The following is a 16,415-nucleotide window of genomic DNA, read 5'->3' as shown; positions in this document are numbered from 1 at the left end:
CGCCCATTGTGCAATATTCCCCACTGCTGCCTCCCGTAGGAGTCTGGGCCGTGTCTCAGTCCCAGTGTGGCCGGTCACCCTCTCAGGCCGGCTACCCGTCGTCGCCTTGGTGAGCCATTACCTCACCAACAAGCTGATAGGCCGCGAGTCCATCCTTGACCAAAAAATCTTTCCAACCCCTCACCATGCGGCGGAGGCTCGTATCCGGTATTAGACGTCGTTTCCAACGCTTATCCCAGAGTCAAGGGCAGGTTACTCACGTGTTACTCACCCGTTCGCCACTAATCCACCAGAGCAAGCCCCAGCTTCATCGTTCGACTTGCATGTGTTAAGCACGCCGCCAGCGTTCGTCCTGAGCCAGGATCAAACTCTCCGTAAATGTTTATCTGCACGCCAGCAAAACCGACGGCACATTTCTTTGTGCAACCCGACCGGAATAGGTCCAAGCCACACGAGTTTGAAACTGACAGAACAAATCATTACTGACTTGCTTTGTTTCGTTATAAATGTTTCCCAAAAGGAATCCGAACGATCCGAAAATCGCACGGGTTTTTGGCATTTGACATTGTGCACGCTGTTGAGTTCTCAAGGATCGGATGCACCAGCCACACCCCTCAGGGCGACTCTCCGGGCAACTTCTCAACCCTACCACTTGCTGCTGGCCTGTCAATTCGACATGCCGAGCGACTCGGTGTGGAAGGGGTTTCAATCGTACGCCCTCGGTAAGGTTCTCTCAAGGAGAAAGCTCAGCCAGAAGGCGGTGGATTGATGTCCCGCTTGAGGCCGGCTAGCTCTTCCGCTTGCCGCACCTGTGGGGTGACGAGTTAGAACATTACGTGTATGTTTCGTGCCCTGCAAATCACTGTGACGCCCGGGCGTGTCGCTGCCGTCAGAGCTTCGGATGCGGCCTGTAGGGCGATACGGATGGCTCGTTCTCGAGGTAGAAGCGCCAGGCGAACGGGGCCCGCCCGCCGTCACCGCTCACCCCTGTGCGAAGGCTCTCCGCGACATCCGATTCCGGCTGATCCGGGAAGGTGAACCCGAAAGGCGGAGCGAAGAGAAGTGCGCCGTCGTCGGCGAGGGTGATTCCCAAGGCACGCACGAGGTTGGCCGGGCCGCGCGCGAGATCCCGGTCGCTCTTGGCGGTGGGGCGCCGCATCCGGGCCACGTCGTGCCCCTCGACCACGTCTCCCGCGCGCAGAAGAACGGCGGAGGCCTCCCCTGCCGGCGAGCACACCACGTTCGCGCAGACGTGCATTCCGTAGGTGAAGTAGGTGTAGAGATGGCCCGGATCACCGTACATCGAGGACACCCGAGGGGTGCGCCCGCGGAAGGCGTGCGAACCCGGATCGATGCCCTCGCCCAGATAGGCCTCCACCTCGGTGAGGCGCACTGCCACGGCTCCCTCTGGGGAGTCGTGCCGGAGCACAGCCCCGAGGAGGAGCGGCGCGACCTCGAGTGCCGAGGCGGAGAGGTCGATCACCGCGGTCAGAAGAGCTTGATGCCCATCGAGATGCTCACCACGATGCCCACGACGAGCACTACCGCGGCGAGGGCGATGAGCCCCCACACCACACGGCTCGACAACGGTCGGCGCCAGAATCCCGGGTCGTCGGGGCTGCGCTCGGGCTTCTCGGGTTTCGTGGGATCGCTCATTGGTCGTCTCCGGTCAGTGCGGGCTTCTGCGCGACGAGTGCGCGCACACGTTCGGTGAGCGCGACGAGTTGCTCGCGTACCCGCACGCCTGCGGTGCCGCCTGAGCCGTCACGGCTCGCCACCGACCCCTCGATGGTGAGCACCTCCCGCACCGCGGGAGTGAGGTGCGGGGAGATCGCAGCGAACTCCTCGTCGCTCAGGCCGTCGAGATCGAGATCGTGATCTTCGGCGAACTTCACGAGCGACCCCGTGATCTCGTGCGCGTCGCGGAAGGTGACGTGCTGCTTCACGAGCCACTCGGCGACATCCGTGGCCAGGGAGAAGCCCTGGGGTGCGAGCTCGGCCATGCGCTCGGTGTGGAAGGTGAGCGTCGCCACCATGCCGGTGAAGGCCGGCAGCAGCACCTCGAGTGTCTTGATGGAGTCGAAGACCGGCTCTTTGTCTTCCTGCAGGTCACGGTTGTAGGCGAGCGGCAGGCCCTTGAGCGTGGCCAGCAGGCCCGTCAGGTTTCCGATCAGGCGGCCCGACTTGCCGCGCGCGAGCTCGGCGATGTCGGGGTTCTTCTTCTGCGGCATGATCGACGAGCCCGTGGAGTACGAGTCACTCAGGGTGACGAAACCGAACTCCCTGGTGTTCCAGATGATGATCTCCTCGGCGAACCGGGAGAGGTCGATGCCGATCTGTGCGGTGATGTACGCGAACTCGGCGACGACATCGCGCGAGGCGGTGCCGTCGATCGAGTTCTCGACGCCATGGGCGAAGCCGAGGTCGTGGGCCACCAGTTCGGCGTCGAGGCCGAGGGTGTTGCCTGCGAGTGCTCCGGAGCCGTAGGGCGAGGCGTTCGCCCGCGCATCCCAGTCGCGGAAACGCTCGATGTCGCGCACGAGCGGCCAGCAGTGCGCCAGCAGCTGGTGGGCGAGCAGCACGGGCTGGGCGTGCTGCAGGTGCGTTCGGCCCGGCAGGATGGCGTCGAAGTTCGTGTCGGCCTGCGAGGCCGTGGCGTCGATGAGGTCGACGAGCATGCGGATGAGGGTGGCCGCGTGGTCACGCAGGAGCATACGCACCAGGGTGGCGATCTGGTCGTTGCGGCTGCGCCCGGCTCGGAGTTTGCCGCCGAGCTCGGCACCGGAGAACTCGATCAGGCCTCGTTCGAGGGCGGAGTGCACGTCTTCGTCAGTGGAGAGGGGTGCGAACTCCCCCGAGTCGACGGCGGCCGAGAGCTTGTCGAGCGCGTCGAGCATGCCTTCGAGCTCGACGGCCGTGAGGTAGCCGGCGCGGGCCAGGGCCTTCGCGTGGGCGCGGGATCCGTCGATGTCGTACTGGGCGAGTTGCCAGTCGAAGTGCGTGGAACGCGAGAGCTCGGCGAGTTCTGGCGCAGGGCCGCCGGAGAAGCGGCCGCCCCAGAGAGCACCCGCCTCTGCCGCGCGGTTGGTGTCGGTTGCTGCGGAGTCGTGGACGCTCATCAGAAGCCCGCCTTGCGAGCAGGGGCTTTGGCCTTCTCGTTCTGCTCGAAGAGCCAGACGAGCAGGGCCTTCTGAGCGTGCAGGCGGTTCTCCGCCTCGTCCCAGATGACGCTCTGGGGGCCGTCGATCACGTCGGCCGCCACCTCGAAGCCGCGGTCGGCGGGGAGGCAGTGCAGGAAGAGCGCATCGTCTTTGGCCCGGGCCATCATCGCGGTGTCGACTTGGTACCCGCCGAACGTGGCGATGCGGGCGGCCTTCTCGTCTTCCTTGCCCATCGACACCCAGGTGTCGGTGACGATGACATCGGCACCATCGGCCGCGGCGGCCGGATCGTTCAGCACCACCACCGATCCCCCGGTCTCGGCCGCGCGCTTCGCGGCATCCGCGACGACATCCGCCGACGGCGAGTACTCAGCGGGACTGGCGATGCGCACGTGCATGCCCGCCGTGGCTCCGGCGAGCAGGTACGACTGTGCCATGTTGCTCGCGCCGTCGCCGAGGAACGAGACCGTGAGGCCCTTCAGCTCTCCGCGGTGCTCACGGATGGTGAGGAAGTCGGCCAGCAGCTGGCAGGGGTGGAAGTCGTCGGAGAGCGCGTTCACCACGGGCACCCGGGTGCCGGCCGCCATCTCCTCGAGACCCGACTGCGCGTAGGTGCGCCACACGATCGCGGCCACCTGCCGCTCGAGCACGCGAGCGGTGTCGGACGCCGTCTCCTTGCCGCCGAGCTGGCTCGAAGCGGTGGAGATGATGAGCGGGATGCCGCCGAGATCGGCGATGCCGACCGCGAAGGAGACCCGGGTGCGGGTTGACGACTTGTCGAAGATCACCGCGACGGTCTGCGGGCCCTCGAGCGGACGGGCCTGGAATCGGTCGCGCTTCAGCTGCACCGCGAGGTCGAGGATCTGCGCCTGCTCGTCGGGAGTGATGTCGTCGTCGCGGAGGAAGTGCCTGGTCATGGTTCGCCTCGGGTTGGTGTCGAAAGAATCAGGATAGCGTCGCGAAGGCCGCGCGGATGCGGTTGCCGAACTCGCGCACCTCCTCGTCGCCGATGATGAGCGGAGGCGCGAGACGCAGGCTGGAGTCGTTCGCGGCATTGATGATGAGGCCGTGGGCGAGTGCGGCATCCGACAGCTGGGCGGCGACGGGCTCGCGGAGGCCCACCCCGATGAGCAGGCCGTGCCCGCGCACCTCGTCGATCAGATCCGTGTCGATCTCACTGAGTACGGCCCGGATCTGGCCGCCGCGCAGCACGGCGTTCTCGACGAGGCCGGCCGTCTCGATGTGGTCGAGCACCGCGTTGGCCGTCGCCGTAGCAAGTGGGTTGCCACCGAAGGTGCTGCCGTGCTGACCGCGCTGGAAGAGATCGGAGGCCCAGCCGAAGGTCACGAGCGAGCCGATGGGGAAACCGCCGGCCATGCCCTTGGCGATCGTGACGGCATCCGGAACGATTCCCGCGTTCATGTACGCGAACCAGGCGCCCGTGCGCCCGACGCCTGTCTGGATCTCGTCGATGATGAGCAGCGCACCGTGCTCGGCCGTGAGCTCACGGGCTCGCACGAGGAAGCCCGGCGGAAGGTCGACCACGCCGGCCTCACCCTTGATGGGCTCGATGAAGACGGCGGCCACGGTGTCGTCGATCGTGGCCTCGAGGGCTTCGATCGTGCTGTCGATGTGCACGACCCCGCCCGGCATCGGCTCGAACGGCTCGCGCATCGCGGGCTTGCCCGTGAGCGCGAGAGCACCCATCGTGCGGCCGTGGAAGGCGTTCGTGAGGGCCACGATCGTCGTGCGCCGATCGGTGGAGTTGAGGCGGGCCAGCTTGAAGGCGGCTTCGTTGGCCTCCGCGCCCGAGTTGCAGAAGTACGCGCGGCCCGCGTCGCCGGCTCCCGTGATGCGCTTCAGCCGTTCGGCGAGCTCGAGCTGCGGCGGCGTGGAGAAGTAGTTGGAGACGTGCGCGAGCGTTCCGGCCTGCTTCGAGACGGCCTCCACGAACACCGGATGCGCGTGACCGAGCGAGTTCACCGCGATGCCGGCGAGGAAGTCGAGGTACTTCGTGCCCTCGTCATCCCAGACCCACGCGCCCTCGCCGCGCACGAGGCAGCGCAACGGCATGCCCATCGTGCGCATCAGGGACGAGTCGAAGCGACCCTTCCAGGGCGTGTCGGTCTCAGCGCCTACCACGTGTACTGCCTCCGGTTCGTGATCTCGGGTCGGTGATGCGGGGTCAATGAGCGTCGGTGGGCGCGACCTCCGTGCCCACACCGCCCTGGGTGAAGACTTCGAGCAGGATGGAATGCGGCTCGCGGCCATCGATGATGGCCGCTTTCGCCACGCCGTTGTCGACCGCCTCGAGGCACGCGGCCATCTTCGGGATCATGCCCGACTCGAGCGACGGGAGCAGCGCGCGCAGCTCGTCGCTGCCGATGACCGAGACGAGCGAATCGCGGTTCGGCCAGTCGCTGTAGAGGCCGGCGACATCGGTGAGGATGACGAGCTTCGCCGCGCCGAGAGCCACTGCGAGCGCGGCAGCGGCCGCATCCGCGTTGACGTTGAGAACCTGGCCGGGCTCGTCGACGTCGGGCGCGATCGAGGAGATGACCGGGATGCGGCCCGCCTCGAGCTGGGCCATGACACCTTCGGGGTTCACGCCGATGACGTCGCCGACGAGGCCGAGGTCGACGAGTTCGCCGTCGATCTCGACGCCGCGTTTGCGCCCCTCGAACAGGCCCGCGTCTTCGCCGGAGAGTGCGGCGGCCAAGGGCCCGTGCTCGTTGATGTGACTGACGATGTCGCGCGAGATCTGGCCGGTGAGCACCATGCGCACCACGTCCATCGCCTCGGGGCTCGTGACACGGTAGCCGCCACGGAACTCGCTCTGGATGCCGAGCCGGTCGAGCATCTTCGAGATCTGGGGGCCACCGCCGTGCACCACCACAGGGCGCAGGCCGGCGTAGCGGAGGTACACGATGTCTTCGGCGAAGGTGCGCTGCAGGTCGGGGTCGACCATGGCGTTGCCCCCGAACTTCACCACGATGATCTGCCCGTGGAAGCGTTTGAGCCAGGGCAGCGACTCGATGAGGGTGCTCGCCTTGACGTGCGCGAGCGCGGCGTCGTCGGCGGAGGGGCTGGAGTACTCGGGCATCAGCTGGCGTACGCGCTGTTCTCGTGCACGTAGTCGTGCGTGAGGTCGTTCGTGTAGATCGTGGCCTCGGCGTCACCCGACTTCAGGTCGATGAGGATGGTGGTGGCCCGCGGTGCGAGGTCGACCAGGTCGCGGCTCTCGAACGGTTCGCCCCGGCGGCACACCATGACGCCGTTCATCGAGACATCGATCTCATAGGGGTCGAAGACGGCGTCGGTGGTGCCGAGCGCGGCGAGCACGCGGCCCCAGTTCGGGTCGTTGCCGAAGATGGCCGCCTTCAGCAGGTTGCTGCGCGACACGGCGCGGCCCACGACGACGGCGTCGTCTTCGCTCGCGGCGTTGACGACCTCGATGGAGATGTCGTGACTCGCGCCCTCGGCATCCTTCTGCAATTGGATGGCGAGGTCGCGGCACAGGTCGGTGAGAGCGGCCGTGAACTCCCCCTCGTCGGCCGCAACCCCGGAGGCGCCGGACGCGAGCAGGGTGACGGTGTCGTTGGTGGACATGCAGCCGTCGGAATCGACCCGGTCGAACGTGACCCGGGTGGCCGCGCGGAGGGCGCGGTCGAGCACATCGGCGGGGAGGTCGGCGTCGGTGGTGATGACCACGAGCATGGTGGCGAGGCCCGGCGCCAGCATCCCGGCGCCCTTGGCCATGCCGCCGATCGACCAGCCGGCCGCAGACTCGGCCACCGACTGCTTCGGCTTGGTGTCGGTGGTCATGATGGCCTGGGCCGCATCCGCTCCACCATCGGGGCTCAGGGCCGCGGCCGCAGCGGGCACGTTGTCGAGGATGGCGTCGCGGAACGTCTGGTCTCCTACACCGATGAGACCCGTGGAGCACACGAGCACGTCGGATGCCGAGACCTCCAGCGCCGTAGCGACAGCCTCGGCCGTGGCGTGCGTGGTCTGGAAGCCGAAGGAGCCCGTGAAGCAGTTCGCTCCCCCGGAGTTGAGCACGACGGCGGCGATGCGGCCGTCTTTCACGGCCTGCTCCGACCAGAGCACGGGGTTGGCCTTGGCGCGGTTCGACGTGAACACGGCAGCGGCGGCGATGCTCGGGCCCTGATTCACGACGAGGGCGAGGTCGCGCGCGCCGGTGGACTTCAGACCGGCGACGACGCCCGACGCGACGAAGCCGGCAGGATGGGTGACGCTCACGGGGCGACTCCGTTCACAGGGAGGCCTGTGCTCTCGGGCAGGCCGAGGGCGATGTTCGTGGACTGGATCGCGGCACCGGCCGTGCCCTTGACGAGGTTGTCGAGCGCGGTGACGGTGACCACGCGTTCGGCGGCCTCATCGACCGCGAGACCGATGAGAGCCGTGTTGGCACCGATCGTGTCGCTCACCGACGGGAACTGCCCCTCGGGCAGGAGGTGCACGAACGGCTCGTCGGCGTAGGCGAGCTCCCACGCCGAACGCACGTCGGCCGCGCTCACACCCGGCTGCAGACGCGCAGTGGAGGTAGCGAGGATGCCACGGGCCATCGGCACGAGGACCGGCGTGAACGAGACGGTGACCGTCTCCTGGTCGTTCGACGCGCCGCCGAGGTTCTGCACGATCTCGGGCACGTGCCGGTGCACTCCCCCGACGCCGTAGGCGTGCGCCGAGCCGAGGAGCTCCGCGGCGAGCAGGTCGACGCGCAGCGACTTGCCTGCTCCCGAAGGACCGACCGCCAACACGGCGACGATGTCGGTGGGCTGGATGACGCCTGCTCGGATGCCCGGGGCCAGCCCGAGGCTCACCGCCGTGACGTTGCAGCCGGGCACCGCGATGCGGTTCACCCCGGCGAGGTTCTCACGCTGCTTCCCGCCCGATGCGAGAACAAGCTCGGGCAGGCCGTAGGGCCAGGAGCCGTGATACTCCGACTTGTAGAACTGCTCCCAGGCGCCACCGCTCGTGAGCCGATGATCGGCCCCGCAGTCGACCACGAGGCTCGCGTCACCGAGCTCCTCGGCAAGTGCACCCGAATGACCGTGCGGCAGAGCCAGGAAGACCACGTCATGGCCTTTCAGGTTCTCGGCCGTGGTGGCTTCCAGGCGCAAGCCGGCATACGAGCGGAGGTGCGGATGCGCATCCGTCAGCAGATTGCCGGCGTTCGAGTGCGCGGTGACGGTTCGCACTTCCAGCTCGGGGTGGGCCGCAAGCAGGCGCAGCAACTCGCCGCCCGCGTATCCGCTGGCTCCGGCTACTGCGACTGAAAAGACCATGAATCCAACCTACTCGTTCCGAACTGTCGCTCTGAATTGCGCCGAATGGCCGCCCGATCGATCCACGGGCGGCCATTCGGCGCAATTCGCGCGGTGACGCTGGTGCTACTCGCGGATCGCGGCGCCATGCCGCTCTGCAGCGCGTGCTGCGCCGGCGAGCTTGGCCTCGCTGGCCTCGGCCGCCGTCAGGGTGCGGTCGGACGCGCGGAAGCGAAGTGCGAAGGTGAGCGACTTCGACGCATCCGGGAGCCCGGGGCCGCGGTAGTCGTCGACGAGGCGGATGCTCTCGAGCAGCTCCCCCGCCCCCTCGACCACCGTGCGCTCCACGTCGCCGGCCGGTACGCCGTCGGCCACCACGAGCGACAGGTCCTGCGTGGCGGCCGGGTAGCCGCTGATGGGGGCCACATCGATGGTTGAGCCGGCGGCCGCGATGAGAGCGTCGAGGTCGACCTCGGCCACCGCGACCACGCGCGGCAGGTCGAGCTCGTGGGCCAGAGCCGGGAGCAGTTCGCCGGCCACACCGACCTTGACCGCGCCATCCGGTGTCTCGATGAAGAGATCGGCGGTGCGGCCCGGGTGAAGGGCACTGTGCGAGCCCGTCTCGATCCGCAGTTCGACGGCGAGCGCCGACTCGAGCAGCCGCACCGCGTCGAGCGCGTCGGCGATGCCGGCGGCCACGGCGGGCTGGCCCGGCTGCTTGTCGACCGAGTTGCCGAGCATCAGCACGCCCACGTGGCGCGGCTGCGGCGGGATGCCCGCGTGGAGCTCGCCGAGCTCGTCGTCGCTCGGCAGGGCTGCACCCAACGGCAGGACGTCTTGCCCGTACCGACGACCGCCTTCGGGAAGGAAGACGAGGCCGATCTCGAACAGTGCCAGGTCGGTGAGACCGCGCGAGAGGTTGCGACGGGCTATGTCGACGAGGCCGGGCAACAGGGAGGTGCGCAGCAGGGCCGCCTCGGAGTCGAGCGGGTTGGCGACGCGGACGGCGGGCACGACCGAACCGTCGGCACTGCCGAACATCTGATTCTGCGCCTCGGTGAGGAACGGGTAGGCGAGCACTTCGACGAGCCCTCCGGCCGCGAGCACGTCGGCGGCGCGCCGGCGCGTGAGCTGACCCACGGTGAGGCCGCGCCCGGGAGGGGCGACGGGCAGGATGCTCGGGATGCGGTCGTACCCGACGATGCGGGCCACCTCCTCGGCGAGCGAGGCCTTGTCGATGATGTCGGGCCGCCACGACGGAGGCGTGACCACGAAGCCGGCGGCGTTCTCCTCGACCTGCGCACCGATCTCGGCCAGCGCTCCCGCGGTCTCGTCGGCGGTGAAGTCGACCCCGACGAGGCGCTGCACGTACCCGAACGGGAGCATGATCGAGCCGAGCTCGGGGTGCTCGTGGTGCAGCGAGCCGAGCCCGTCGGCCGTGCCTCCGGCGAGGGTCTCGAGCAGCTCGACCACGCGGGCCGCCGCGGGCTGCGCGACCTGGGGGTCGACGCCGCGCTCGAAGCGGCGCGAGGCCTCGCTCGGCAGCTTGTGCCGGCGGGCGGTGCGCGCGATCGACACGGGGTCGAAGTTCGCGGCCTCGATGAGCACGTTCGTCGTGCCGTCGCCGATCTCGGTCGACGCGCCGCCCATCACGCCGGCCAGGCCGATGGCACCGCGGTCATCGGCGATCACCAGATCTTCAGCGTGCAGAGCGCGCGTGTTGCCATCGAGGGTCTCGAGGGTCTCCCCCTCGGCCGCACGGCGAACGACGATACCGCCCTGAAGGGCATCCAGGTCGTACGCGTGGATGGGCTGCCCGAATTCGAGCATCACGTAGTTGGTGATGTCGACCACGAGCGAGATCGAGCGGATGCCCGCGAGCGTGAGGCGCGACACCAGCCAGGCCGGCGACGGCCGGGTGGGGTCGATGCCGCGCACCACACGCGTGACGAAGACCGTGGCCCCGACGCGGCCGCGGATGGGAGCCTCGTCGTGGATCTCGACAGGGAACCCGGTGCCGGTGACGGGAACGACCCGTGCCACCGGGTCATGGAAGGCCGCGCCCGTGGAGTGCGAGAACTCGCGCGCGATGCCGCGGATGGAGAATGCATAGCCGCGATCGGGGGTGACGTTGACCTCGACGGCCGCGTCATCCAGGCTCAACAGGGCCAGGGCATCCGTGCCCACCTCGGGGTCGAGGCCGAGCGTGGTGAGACGCAGGATGCCGTCGTGGTCGTCGCCGAGGCCCAGCTCGCGCGCCGAGGCGATCATGCCGTCGGAGACGTGGCCATAGGTCTTGCGGGCCGCGATGGTGAAGCCGCCGGGCAGAACGGCGCCCGGGAGCGTGACCACCACCTTGTCGCCGACGAAGAAGTTGCCGGCGCCGCAGACGATGCCGCGCACATCCGCTCCCCCGTCGGCCGCCTGCTGGCCCTCGGGCGCGACACGCACCTGGCACCAGCGGATGGTCTTGCCGTTCGACTGCGGCTCGGGCTCGAACGAGAGCACCTCGCCGACGACGATGGGACCTTGGAGGTCGAAGTCGTGCGACCCCTCCTCTTCGAGGCCCACCTTGACGAGGGCGGCGTGGATGTCGTCGATCGACGCATCTGCCGGGACGTCGACGTACTCGCCGAGCCAGCTGATCGGAACCCGCATCTCTAGACCACCATTCCGAACTGCTGACTGAACCGGATATCGCCCTCGACCATGTCGCGCATGTCGTTCAGGTCGTTGCGGAACTGGAGGGTGCGCTCGATGCCCATGCCGAACGCGAAGCCCGAGTACTCGTCGGGGTCGATGCCGGCGGAACGGAGCACGTTGGGGTTCACCATGCCGCAGCCGCCCCACTCCACCCAGCGCGCGCCGCCCTTGGCGTTGGGCTGCCAGACATCCATCTCGGCACTCGGCTCGGTGAAGGGGAAGTAGTTGGGGCGCAAGCGGATCTTCGCCCCATCGCCGAACATCTGCCGGGCGAAGTGCTCGAGCGTGCCGCGCAGATGCGCCATGGTGAGGCCCTTGTCGATGGCAATGCCCTCGACCTGGCTGAACACGGGCGTGTGCGTGGCGTCGAGCTCGTCGGTGCGGTAGACGCGACCTGGTGCGATGACATAGACCGGCAGGTCGCGCTCGAGCAGGCTGCGCACCTGCACGGGAGAGGTGTGGGTGCGCAGCACGAGGTGCGATTCGGGCGGGTCGATGAAGAAGGTGTCTTGCATGGCGCGCGCCGGGTGGTCGGCGTCGAAGTTGAGGGCGTCGAAGTTGAACCACTCGCTCTCGACCTCGGGGCCTTCGGCCACCTCCCAGCCCATGCCCACGAAAATGTCGGCGATGCGGTCTTGGAGCAGGGAGAGCGGATGGCGCGCACCGATACGGCGCCGGGTGGCCACCGCCGTCACGTCGATCGCCTCGGCCGCGAGCTTCTGCTGCTCCTCCAGCGTCACGACCTCGGCCTCCCGGGCCGCGATGGCCTGGTTCACACGGGCCCGGGCCTGACCGACGAGCTTGCCCGCGGCGGCCTTCTGGTCGCCGGGGAGCGACTTGATCGCCCCGTTCAGCGAAGCGAGCACCGAGTTCTCGCCGGCGTGCTGCGAGCGCACGGCGCGCAACGTGGCGGAATCGGTGGCGGTCTCGAGGGCTGCGAGCGCCGCGTCGACCGCGTCGTTCACCGCCTGCTCGGTGATTGCGATGGGTTCAGACACGGTTCACAAGTTTAGCTTCTCCGCCGAACCACCCGCGGCGGCCTGTGGATGACTATTCGACGGCGTCGTTCTCGGGGTTCTGCACAACTCCACTGCGGCGGCGGGCCAGCCGGCGGGCCACCCAGGACAGGGTGAGGTTCACGGTGAGGTAGATGGCGAGCGTGATGAAGAAGAGGGTGAACAGGTAGCGGTTGCCGTAGAAGCTCGACAGGTTGTTCATCGTGGTGCGGATGAGCTCGTTGTACCCCACGATGAAACCGAGGCTGGTGTCTTTCAGCAACACCACGAGCTGGGCCACGATGATCGGCAGCATCTGCCGGAAGGCCTGGGGGAACTCGATGCGCATCTTCGTCTGCAGCCGGGTGAGCCCCAGGCTCAATCCTGCTTCGCGCTGGCCGCGTGGCAGCGAGGCGATTCCCGCGCGCAGCGCCTCGCCGATGATGGCCCCGTTGTAGAGGCCGAGCGCGAGCACCACGGCCCAGAAGGCACCGGTCGAGGCCACGAGGAGGATGAAGAGCATCATCAGGAGAACCGGCATGCCCCGCACGAACTCGAGCACGATCGTGACGGGCACCCGCACCGCGGCCCGTGGTGAGGTGCGCAGCAGGGCGAACAACACCCCCACGATGAGCGCCATCACCGCAGCGATGGCCGCGGCCTGCAGCGTGTTGAGGAGGCCGCGGCCCACCGCACCCCAGAACTCCGGATCGGTGACCGGCTTCTCCCAGCGGCTCCAGTCGAAGTACCCGGGCACGGTGATGCCGCCGGATTCGCGGGGCTGGGCGAGCGTGAACACCACCCAGCCGAGGCCGGCGAGCACCACGACGATCACCACCACGGAGGCGATGCGCGACCGCCGGCGGGCCCGGGGACCGGGGGCGTCGAACAGAACGGAGGCGCTCATCGCTGCACCACGAATTTCTTCTCGAGCCGCCCGGCCAGGATGCCGAGCGGGATGGTGATGAGGAGGTAGAAGGTGGCCACGGCCAGCAGCACGGGCACCACCGCGTTGCCGTTGGCGTTGGCGAGCGTACGGCCCACGCCGAAGAGCTCGGCCACGAAGAAGGCGCCCGCCACCGAGGTGTTCTTGGTGAGAGCGATCAGCACGTTGATGAGGGGTGGGATGACCATCCGGAACGCCTGGGGGAACACGACGATGCTCACGGTCTGCCCGAACCCGAGACCGAGGCTACGGGCGGCCTCGGCCTGGCCGACGGGCACGCCGTTGATGCCCGAGCGCAGCGCCTCGGCCACGAAGGGCGAGGTGTAGGCGGTCAGCGCGATGATCGCACACCAGAAGTAGGGCAGCTCCGACCCCAGATAGGGAAGGATGATGGCGCAGAAGAAGAGCACGAGAGTGAGCGGCGTGTTGCGCAACACCTCGGTGTAGACGGCGGCGAACCCGGTGAGCGCGGGCACGGGCGAGACCCGCATCACGGCCACGATCGTGCCGACCACGAGGGCGGCGAGCCCCGCGATGACGAGCAGCGAGAGCGTCTGCCCGAAGCCCTCGAGGTACAGCGGGAGGTTGTCGATGACGACGTTCACGAGGCCTCCTCTCTGGTGTCGGTTCGGATGTCAGGAGCGAGGGGCACCCGTCATCCGGATGCCCCTCACCGTCAGTCGATCAGTAGCGGTCGACCGCCGGCGGTTCGACGAAGGGCAGCACCTGGCCGGCCGTCGCCTCCCACGCCGCCTCGTAGGTGCCATCCGCGTACGACTCCTCGAGCACGTCGTTGATGAACATGCGGAAGTCGGTGTCGTCGAGCGCCAGACCGATGCCATAGGGCTCCTGGGTGAACGGCTCCCCCACGACCTTGAACTCGCCCTCGTTCTGAGCCGCGAGGCCCGCGAGGATGACGTTGTCGGTCGACACGGCCACGACCTGGCCGGTGCGCAGCGGCTCGAGGCAGTTGGTGTACGTGTCGGTGAGTACGACGTTCGCGCCGAGCGCTTCGAGGTTGGCGGCCGGCGTTGAACCGGTGACCGAGCAGACCGGCTGGCCCACGAGGTCGTCTTCACTCGAGATCGAGTCGTTGTCGGAGAGGGTCAGGATCGACTGGCCGGCCTGGTAGTAGGGCCCGGCGAACGAGATGACCTCTTTGCGCTTGTCGTTGATCGTGTAGGTGGCGACGACGACATCGACCTCACCCTGCTGGATGAAGGGCTCACGGTTGGCCGACACGGTCTCGACCCAGTTGATGTTCTCGGCCGCGATGCCGAGCTTCGCGGCGATGATCTTGCCGATCTCGACGTCGAAGCCCTCGGGGGTGCCGTCGGGGCCGACGAGTCCGAAGAGGGGCTGGTCGAACTTGGTGCCGATGGTGATCTCACCTGCGCTCGCCAGCTTCTCCATGGTGGAGCCCGCGGCGAAGGTGGGCTCCGCCACCGGGGTCACCGCGGTGTCGCCGGCGGAATCGCCCGCGCATCCGGACAGAGCGATGGCTGTTGCCGCCGCAAGTGCGAGAAACGATAGCTTCTTGTGCCTCATTGGTCGTACCTCTCGTGTGTGCTGTTCCCGCTCAGCTGCTGTGGCGGGCCCCTTGTGAGGAATGGATCGAGCCACGCCTAGTGGGCGAGGATCTTGGAGAGGAAGTCTTTCGCTCTCGGTGACTGGGGGTTGGAGAAGAACTCCTCCGGAGTCGCCTGCTCCTCGATGCGCCCGTCGGCCATGAAGACCACGCGGTCGGCGGCCTTGCGCGCGAACCCCATCTCGTGGGTGACCACGATCATGGTCATGCCGTCTTTGGCAAGGGAGACCATGACGTCGAGCACCTCGTTGATCATCTCGGGGTCGAGCGCGCTGGTGGGCTCGTCGAGCAGGATGAGCTTCGGGTCCATGGCGAGCGAACGGGCGATCGCCACGCGCTGCTGCTGGCCACCGGAGAGCTGCGCCGGGAGTTTCGCAGCCTGGTTCGCCACTCCCACGCGGTCGAGCAACTCCATGCCGCGGCGCTCCGCCTCTTTCTTCGACACCTTGCGCACCGCCATCGGGGCCAGCGTGACGTTCTGCAGCACGGTCTTGTGGGCGAAAAGGTTGAACGACTGGAAGACCATGCCGACGTCGGCGCGAAGGGCTGCGAGCTCGCGGCCCTCACTCGGCAGACGGATGCCATCGATCGAGATGGAACCGGAGTCGATGGTCTCGAGGCGGTTGATGGCACGACAGAGGGTGGACTTGCCCGATCCGCTCGGGCCGATGACGACCACGACCTCGCCTCGGGCCACCGTGGTGGAGATGTCTCTCAGAACGTGGAGTTCGCCGAAGTGCTTGTCGATGTGATCGATGACGACGAGCGGATCAGCTACACCCCCTGTGCCTCGAACGGGGGTACTGGGCAAACTCATGGGGTACACATAAGCACACCCCTTCGGGGGGTAGCAACGAAACATAGGGATCCGTGACCGAACCGAAACCCGGCGGAAACAGGGCGCAGTGCGCGGAGGCGGCGCTCAGGAGCGGTGGGCGAACGCGCTCTCGTAGAGACAGACGGATGCGGCCGTGGCCAGGTTGAGCGACTCGGCCTGCCCGTAGATCGGCAGCGACACGGCGCGATCGACGAGGGTGAGGTACTCGTCGGGGAGGCCGCGCGCCTCGTTGCCGAAGACCCACGCGGTGGGCGCATCGAGGAGACCGGCGGTACGCACGTCGAGCAGGTCGTCGCCCTTGATGTCGGCGGCCAGGGTCTGGAGGCCCTCAGCACGGGCGCGGTCGAGAACGTCTTGGAGGGTGGCCTCGACGGCCACCGGGAGGTGGAACAGCGACCCGGTGGTGGAGCGCACCACCTTGGGGTTGTAGAGGTCGACCGAGCGACCGGTGAGGATGACCGCATCCGCTCCCGCCGCATCCGCGGCCCGGATGATGGTGCCCGCGTTGCCGGGGTCGCGCACCTCTTCGAGCACCGCGATGAGTCGCGGTTTCGCGGCGAAGATGTCTTTCACGGCGGTGGGGAACTGCCGTGCGACGGCCACGAAGCCCTGGGGCGTGACCGTGTCGGCCATGGTGTCGAGCACCTGCTCGGTGACGAACTCCACCTCGAGCTCGGCCTTCTCGGCGGCCGCGGCGATGTCGCCGTAGCGCTCGAGGGCCGTGGGAGTGGCGAACAGGTCGACCACCAGGTGAGGGGCGAAGGTCAGCGCCTCGGAGACGGCCTGCGGCCCCTCCAAGAGGAAGAGCCCGGTCTCAGACCGGGCTCCCTTCTTGGCGAGTTTCGCCACTGCCCGAACGCGAGGTGATCTCGGATTGTCCAGCATGTGGCTCA

The 16,415-nt window shown here is 67.9% G+C and carries 15 protein-coding genes and 1 rRNA gene; all 16 read right to left on the bottom strand.

All coding sequences use genetic code 11. The features are described from left to right. Positions 1-379 (bottom strand): 16S ribosomal RNA (locus EPO52_RS05725); the annotation flags it as partial. A 510-nt stretch (positions 380-889) separates the two neighbouring features. Continuing rightward, on the bottom strand, positions 890-1,483 hold the full coding sequence (locus EPO52_RS05720) for a DNA-3-methyladenine glycosylase (protein ID WP_290803231.1): 594 nt from the start codon (positions 1,481-1,483) through the stop codon (positions 890-892). A 5-nt stretch (positions 1,484-1,488) separates the two neighbouring features. Then, complete coding sequence (locus EPO52_RS05715) at positions 1,489-1,656, bottom strand: hypothetical protein (protein WP_290803229.1); 168 nt, start codon at positions 1,654-1,656, stop codon at positions 1,489-1,491. After that, positions 1,653-3,119, bottom strand: coding sequence for an argininosuccinate lyase (argH, locus tag EPO52_RS05710; protein ID WP_290803226.1), 1,467 nt, complete (start codon positions 3,117-3,119; stop codon positions 1,653-1,655). The genes EPO52_RS05715 and argH overlap by 4 nt, the downstream gene beginning before the upstream one ends. Next, positions 3,119-4,078: an ornithine carbamoyltransferase gene (gene argF, locus EPO52_RS05705; RefSeq protein WP_290803224.1), complete on the bottom strand. Its 960-nt coding sequence runs from the start codon at positions 4,076-4,078 to the stop codon at positions 3,119-3,121. The genes argH and argF overlap by 1 nt, the downstream gene beginning before the upstream one ends. Positions 4,079-4,106: 28 nt before the next feature. Further along, positions 4,107-5,303: an acetylornithine transaminase gene (locus tag EPO52_RS05700; RefSeq protein ID WP_290803223.1), complete on the bottom strand. Its 1,197-nt coding sequence runs from the start codon at positions 5,301-5,303 to the stop codon at positions 4,107-4,109. A 43-nt stretch (positions 5,304-5,346) separates the two neighbouring features. Next, complete coding sequence (gene argB / locus EPO52_RS05695) at positions 5,347-6,264, bottom strand: acetylglutamate kinase (protein ID WP_290803221.1); 918 nt, start codon at positions 6,262-6,264, stop codon at positions 5,347-5,349. Beyond that, positions 6,264-7,424, bottom strand: coding sequence for a bifunctional glutamate N-acetyltransferase/amino-acid acetyltransferase ArgJ (argJ, locus tag EPO52_RS05690; RefSeq protein WP_290803218.1), 1,161 nt, complete (start codon positions 7,422-7,424; stop codon positions 6,264-6,266). The genes argB and argJ overlap by 1 nt, the downstream gene beginning before the upstream one ends. Then, entirely contained in the window at positions 7,421-8,473 is a 1,053-nt protein-coding gene (gene argC, locus EPO52_RS05685; RefSeq protein ID WP_290803215.1) for an N-acetyl-gamma-glutamyl-phosphate reductase, read from the bottom strand. Before argC ends, argJ begins: the two co-directional genes overlap by 4 nt. A 105-nt stretch (positions 8,474-8,578) precedes the next feature. Next, on the bottom strand, positions 8,579-11,110 hold the full coding sequence (gene pheT, locus EPO52_RS05680) for a phenylalanine--tRNA ligase subunit beta (RefSeq protein WP_290803212.1): 2,532 nt from the start codon (positions 11,108-11,110) through the stop codon (positions 8,579-8,581). Positions 11,111-11,112: 2 nt separating this feature from the next. Continuing rightward, positions 11,113-12,153, bottom strand: a complete 1,041-nt coding sequence (pheS, locus tag EPO52_RS05675) for a phenylalanine--tRNA ligase subunit alpha (protein ID WP_290803211.1) — start codon at positions 12,151-12,153, stop codon at positions 11,113-11,115. A 52-nt stretch (positions 12,154-12,205) separates the two neighbouring features. After that, positions 12,206-13,057 (bottom strand): amino acid ABC transporter permease, encoded by an 852-nt coding sequence (locus tag EPO52_RS05670; RefSeq protein WP_290803208.1) that lies wholly within the window; start codon positions 13,055-13,057, stop codon positions 12,206-12,208. Then, entirely contained in the window at positions 13,054-13,701 is a 648-nt protein-coding gene (locus EPO52_RS05665; protein ID WP_290803205.1) for an amino acid ABC transporter permease, read from the bottom strand. Before EPO52_RS05665 ends, EPO52_RS05670 begins: the two co-directional genes overlap by 4 nt. A 79-nt stretch (positions 13,702-13,780) precedes the next feature. Further along, positions 13,781-14,644 carry a glutamate ABC transporter substrate-binding protein gene (locus EPO52_RS05660; RefSeq protein ID WP_290803200.1) on the bottom strand — a complete coding sequence of 288 codons (864 nt, stop codon included), beginning with the start codon at positions 14,642-14,644 and terminating at the stop codon, positions 13,781-13,783. Between the two features lie 77 nt (positions 14,645-14,721). After that, a complete protein-coding gene (locus EPO52_RS05655; RefSeq protein ID WP_290803197.1) occupies positions 14,722-15,501 on the bottom strand; it encodes an amino acid ABC transporter ATP-binding protein in 780 nt (259 codons plus the stop codon). Between the two features lie 105 nt (positions 15,502-15,606). Beyond that, on the bottom strand, positions 15,607-16,407 hold the full coding sequence (locus EPO52_RS05650) for an RNA methyltransferase (RefSeq protein WP_290803192.1): 801 nt from the start codon (positions 16,405-16,407) through the stop codon (positions 15,607-15,609). Positions 16,408-16,415: the final 8 nt, after the last annotated feature.

Source organism: Herbiconiux sp. (assembly GCF_004297105.1).
In the GTDB taxonomy this organism is placed as follows: domain Bacteria; phylum Actinomycetota; class Actinomycetes; order Actinomycetales; family Microbacteriaceae; genus Herbiconiux.
This window is presented reverse-complemented; position numbering and strand designations above follow the sequence as displayed.

Excerpts from the sequence above, each read along its gene's own strand:
- EPO52_RS05650 (WP_290803192.1), bottom strand. The coding sequence starts at position 16,407 with ATGCTGGACAATCCGAGATCACCTCGCGTTCGGGCAGTGGCGAAACTC.
- pheT (WP_290803212.1), bottom strand. The coding sequence starts at position 11,110 with ATGCGGGTTCCGATCAGCTGGCTCGGCGAGTACGTCGACGTCCCGGCA.
- EPO52_RS05655 (WP_290803197.1), bottom strand. The coding sequence starts at position 15,501 with ATGAGTTTGCCCAGTACCCCCGTTCGAGGCACAGGGGGTGTAGCTGAT.
- EPO52_RS05715 (WP_290803229.1), bottom strand. The coding sequence starts at position 1,656 with ATGAGCGATCCCACGAAACCCGAGAAGCCCGAGCGCAGCCCCGACGAC.
- argH (WP_290803226.1), bottom strand. The coding sequence starts at position 3,119 with ATGAGCGTCCACGACTCCGCAGCAACCGACACCAACCGCGCGGCAGAG.
- argF (WP_290803224.1), bottom strand. The coding sequence starts at position 4,078 with ATGACCAGGCACTTCCTCCGCGACGACGACATCACTCCCGACGAGCAG.
- argB (WP_290803221.1), bottom strand. The coding sequence starts at position 6,264 with ATGCCCGAGTACTCCAGCCCCTCCGCCGACGACGCCGCGCTCGCGCAC.
- argC (WP_290803215.1), bottom strand. The coding sequence starts at position 8,473 with ATGGTCTTTTCAGTCGCAGTAGCCGGAGCCAGCGGATACGCGGGCGGC.
- EPO52_RS05660 (WP_290803200.1), bottom strand. The coding sequence starts at position 14,644 with ATGAGGCACAAGAAGCTATCGTTTCTCGCACTTGCGGCGGCAACAGCC.
- EPO52_RS05670 (WP_290803208.1), bottom strand. The coding sequence starts at position 13,057 with ATGAGCGCCTCCGTTCTGTTCGACGCCCCCGGTCCCCGGGCCCGCCGG.